We start from the raw sequence: 4,226 nt of genomic DNA, 5'->3' as shown, positions 1-4,226 counted from the left end.
ACCCACCCCCCCCCCCCCCATATAAACCCCCTCCTCTCCACCCTCTCCCCCACCCCCCCCCACTCCCCACCTCCCGCCGCGGGGCCCCCCGGGGGGGGCGCCCCGGACTGTTCCGGGGCGCCCCGACGGCGTTGTCGTACCGGGGTCACCAGGCGGTGGCCTTCTCCTCCGCGGGGAGCAGGATCCACAGGGCTATGTAGAGCAGGAACTGCGGGCCGGGCAGCAGGCAGGACAGCAGGAAGACCACCCGCATCGTGGTGGCGGAGGTGCCGAAGCGCCGGGCCAGCGCGGCGCACACTCCGCCGATCATGCGGCCGTGGGTGGGGCGGGCGAGGCTGGACATCTGCGGCTCCTTCGTGAGCGTCCGGTGCGAGAGGGCTCGTGCGGCCCCTCGTCTGCCCACCACGGTACGGAGACGAACCGGGTCGAAGCGTCGCTCTACGGGGCGATCCCGACCCTGGGAATCGTCGGGGTACGACCCTGAGCCGGATCCTCCTGGGGGACGGCGGCCGACCGCTCCCGCCGGTCCCTGCGGCGGAGCCGGGCACGGGCCGCCGGAACCACCGCGAGGTGCGCGACGACCACGCCGACGGTGTTCAGCAGGATCGAGTCGACGTCCACCACCCGCCCGGGCACCCCGGTCTGCAACAGGGCGATGCCCAGCGAGATCAGGGCGGCCGTGGTGGCCGTACCCACCAGGGAACCGAGCGGGGAGACGCGGACTCTGCCGTGCGCCATCGGCAGCAGCACCCCCAGCGGCGCGAGCAGCGCGAGCCCCTCACCGATGCGGTGCGCCGCCTCGCGCGGGCCCAGCGCCAGGTCGGCCCGGATGCCGGCGAACGGGTGCAGGTTGGCGGGCATCACCCAGGGCACGTCCAGCGGCCGCAGCATCAGCCAGGCGACGAGCGCGAGGTGCGCGGCGAGGAGGACGCCCCCTGCCGCACGGACCCGAATCCCGGCGCTCCCGCCGACGAAGCCTTGACGCTGCACGCCCCCCAAGACGCCCGCGCGCACCGGAACGGTTCCGGAAACGGGTCAAGTGAAGCGCCCTTGCCCAGGCACCCCATGAGGCGCCCCGCCCCCCTCACCCGGAAGTGACCCCGGTGGACGGCGGCCGGTTCCCGCTCGGAGAGTTCCGCACCGCGTCCGTGCACGCGTACCGCCGCAACGGCTCCGCCCCCGGCCCCCCGAGGATCACCGAACCGTCGCCCTCCGCGGCCGCCGAGTCGGACAGCGTGCACACGATCTGGGCGAGGGCGTACGACGTCAGCTGCGGCGGCGACGAGCTCAGCCGCAGCGTGTCGTCGGGGTCCCCGCGCCGCGGCCCGCCGACGCTCATCCCGCCGCGCACGTACGTCGTGTAGCCCGCGTCCTTCTCGGCGGCAGACGGCGTCTCGGCGAGCTGGTCCAGCAGCCCCTGGGCGACGATCACCCGCCGCTTGGCGTCCGCCGTGCCGTCGGGGACGCGCAGCTCACGGTCGACGGTCACCAGCGAGGCGCCGCACAGCAGGAACACCTGCACCGGCACCCCCTGCGAGGACTGCGCCGGCAGGTCGGGCTGGGTCATCGAGCACGGCACCCGCGACGGCGCCCCGCCGAAGTCGGTCGGCACCTCGGTCGCCCGGATCCCGCACCCGGCGAGCGCGAGCCCGAGCGCGGCGACGCCCAGGAGTCTTCGTACGTGCATCACGCGCCCTTCTCCCCGGCGTCCCCGGCTTCCCCGGAGCCTCCGGCGTCCTTCGTCTCCTCGGTCAGCGCCGAGGCGTCCCGGGGCAGCCGGAACGTGAACACCGCGCCGCCCTCGGGGGAGTTGGCGGCGGTGATCGAGCCGCCGTGGATCCGGGCGTTCTCCGTCGCGATCGACAGGCCCAGGCCGCTGCCCTCGGAGCGCGGCCGGGAGGCGCTGGCCTTGTAGAACCGGTCGAAGACGTGCGGGAGCACGTCCTCGGGGATACCCGGACCGTGGTCGCGGACCGCGATCACCAGTTCGCCGCCCTCCTGCTGGTCCATCCGCACCGACACCCGCACCGGCGAGCCGCCGTGCTTGAGCGCGTTGCCGATCAGGTTGGCGAGGATGACGTCGAGGCGGCGCGGGTCGAGGCGGGCGTGGATGCCGCGCTCGGCGTCCAGGTCCACCGCGTCCAGCCAGGCGCGGGCGTCGATGCAGGCGGTGATCTGGTCGGCGATGTCGACGTCGTCGAGGACGAGACGGGCCGTGCCGGCGTCGAAGCGGGTGACCTCCATCAGGTTCTCGACGAGGTCGTTGAGGCGGCGCGTCTCGCTGACCACCAGCCGGACGGCGGGCTCGATCATCGGGTCGATCGAACCGGACTCCGCCTCCAGCTCCTCCTCCAGGATCTCCGTCACCGCGGTGATCGCGGTGAGCGGGGTGCGCAGCTCGTGGCTCATGTCGGCGACGAACCGCCGGGACGCGTCGTCGCGGGCGGCCATGTCGTCGACCCGCTTCTCCAGCGCCTCGGCGGCGTCGTTGAACGTCCGTGACAGGTCCGCGAGTTCGTCCGTGCCGGAGACCCGCAGCCGGGTGTCGAGCCTGCCCTCGCCGAGCCGCCGCGCGGCGACACCCAGCCGGTGCACCGGCTTCAGCACGGTCGTGGCGGCGGCCTGCGCGAGCAGCGCGGAGCCGATCAGCGCCAGCGCGGTGGCGATACCGAGCGACCAGGCAAGGGAGTTGAGGTCCTTCGCCTCGGGTTCGAGGGACTTCATCATGTAGCCGGTCGGGCCGCCGCCGATCAGCCGCGTCCCGGCGACGAGATACGGCGTGCCGTGGTCGACGACCCGCTGCCAGTACAGGTGGTACGCCGACTTGTTGGCGTCGGTGACCTTCTGCTGCCTGGCGACGGCCTTGCGCAGCGACGTCGGCACCTCGTCCAGCGCGAACCCGCTGAGCCCGCCCGAATTGCCGTACACCACCTTGCCGTCGGCGCCCTCGCCGACGAGGAGCACGCTGAAGCGCTGGCTGCTGTTGGCCATCTGTCCGGCCGTGCGCTGCAGTTCGTCCTGGGTGGGGTGGACGGGCAGGGCGCCGGCCCGGTTCTGCATCTCCTGCTGGAAGTCACGCAGCACCGCGTCCTGGGTGCGGGTGAGCACGGCCTCGCGGTTGAGCCAGTACGCGATGCCGGACGCGGACACCGCGGCGGTCAGCGCGACCAGCCCGAAGACGACCACGAGCCGCAGCCGCAGACTGGTGAAACGCAGCCGGGACACGGCTCCCTTGCGATCCGCGGCCCAGCCGCGGAAACCCTCCTGCCGGTCCGTCACTGAGGGGTGTCCAGGCGGTAGCCGACACCACGCACGGTACGGATCAGGGTCGGGGACGAGGGCACGTCCTCCACCTTGGCGCGCAGCCGCTGCACACAGGCGTCCACCAGCCGGGAGTCACCGAGGTAGTCGTGCTCCCAGACCAGCCGCAGCAACTGCTGCCGGGACAGCGCCTGCCCCGGACGCCGGCTCAGCTCCAGGAGCAGCCGCAGCTCGGTCGGGGTGAGCTGGAGGTCCTCGCCGTTCTTCGTGACGGTCATCGCCGAACGGTCGATGACGACGTTCCCGAACGTCGCCGAGTCGGTGGACTCCCGCTCCCCGCGCCGCAGCACCGCCCGGATCCGGGCGTCCAGCACCCGGCCCTGGACGGGCTTGACGACGTAGTCGTCGGCACCCGACTCCAGCCCGACCACCACGTCGATGTCGTCGCTGCGCGCGGTCAGCAGGATGATGGGCAACTGGTCCGTGCGCCGGATGCGCCGGCACACCTCGAACCCGTCAATTCCGGGCAGCATGACGTCGAGGACGATCAGATCAGGCCGCTGCTCGCGCAACAGCTTCAGACCGTCCTCACCGGTCGCAGCGGTGGCCACCCGGTGTCCCTGGCGCGTCAGTGAGAGCTCCAGGGCCGTACGGATGGCGTCGTCGTCCTCGATCAGCAACAGGGAAGGCACGGGCTCATTCTGGCCCATGAGGGCCCTGTCGTACGACCTGTGCTGTTCGGAGCTGCCGGGAACCGTCGTAGCCCCACCTCCTGTGCACCCGCTGTGGAACGTCCGTGCCGGACCCCTGTGACAGGTCTGTGACAGTCGGCGGATACGGCCGTGAAGGTGGCCCGGCAGAGTTCTCGGCACGGGCAGCCGAGCAAGTGGAAAGCCCGGGCAGGCCGAACTACCGGAAGTCCACGACGGGGGGCGCGAGATGAACACGCTGATCGGTCACAGCAC

General features: G+C 72.4%; 5 protein-coding genes. All 5 read right to left on the bottom strand.

Annotation, left to right across the window (positions count from 1 at the left end; genetic code table 11):
- Positions 1-145 precede the first annotated feature (145 nt).
- The 5 genes from ABZ646_RS41455 to afsQ1 all read right to left on the bottom strand — a co-directional run bounded on the left by ABZ646_RS41455 (position 146) and on the right by afsQ1 (position 3,953).
- Positions 146-343: a PspC domain-containing protein gene (locus tag ABZ646_RS41455; RefSeq protein ID WP_360531412.1), complete on the bottom strand. Its 198-nt coding sequence runs from the start codon at positions 341-343 to the stop codon at positions 146-148.
- A gap of 95 nt (positions 344-438) precedes the next feature.
- Complete coding sequence (locus ABZ646_RS41450; protein WP_360531409.1) at positions 439-990, bottom strand: VanZ family protein; 552 nt, start codon at positions 988-990, stop codon at positions 439-441.
- Positions 991-1,084: 94 nt separating this feature from the next.
- Positions 1,085-1,687: a hypothetical protein gene (locus tag ABZ646_RS41445; RefSeq protein WP_360531407.1), complete on the bottom strand. Its 603-nt coding sequence runs from the start codon at positions 1,685-1,687 to the stop codon at positions 1,085-1,087.
- Entirely contained in the window at positions 1,687-3,279 is a 1,593-nt protein-coding gene (locus ABZ646_RS41440) for a HAMP domain-containing sensor histidine kinase (protein WP_360531404.1), read from the bottom strand. The genes ABZ646_RS41445 and ABZ646_RS41440 overlap by 1 nt, the downstream gene beginning before the upstream one ends.
- Positions 3,276-3,953 carry a two-component system response regulator AfsQ1 gene (gene afsQ1, locus ABZ646_RS41435; protein WP_360531401.1) on the bottom strand — a complete coding sequence of 226 codons (678 nt, stop codon included), beginning with the start codon at positions 3,951-3,953 and terminating at the stop codon, positions 3,276-3,278. Before afsQ1 ends, ABZ646_RS41440 begins: the two co-directional genes overlap by 4 nt.
- Positions 3,954-4,226: the final 273 nt, after the last annotated feature.

Origin of the sequence: Streptomyces sp. NPDC007162 (genome assembly GCF_040634175.1) — a bacterium.
GTDB lineage: Bacteria > Actinomycetota > Actinomycetes > Streptomycetales > Streptomycetaceae > Streptomyces.
The sequence above is the reverse complement of the archived record's forward strand: the minus strand, read 5'-3'. Positions and strand labels throughout refer to the sequence as shown.

What these genes read in the sequence shown, in the direction of transcription:
- ABZ646_RS41455 (WP_360531412.1), bottom strand. Translation starts at nt 343, where the DNA reads ATGTCCAGCCTCGCCCGCCCCACCCACGGCCGCATGATCGGCGGAGTG.
- ABZ646_RS41445 (WP_360531407.1), bottom strand. Translation starts at nt 1,687, where the DNA reads ATGCACGTACGAAGACTCCTGGGCGTCGCCGCGCTCGGGCTCGCGCTC.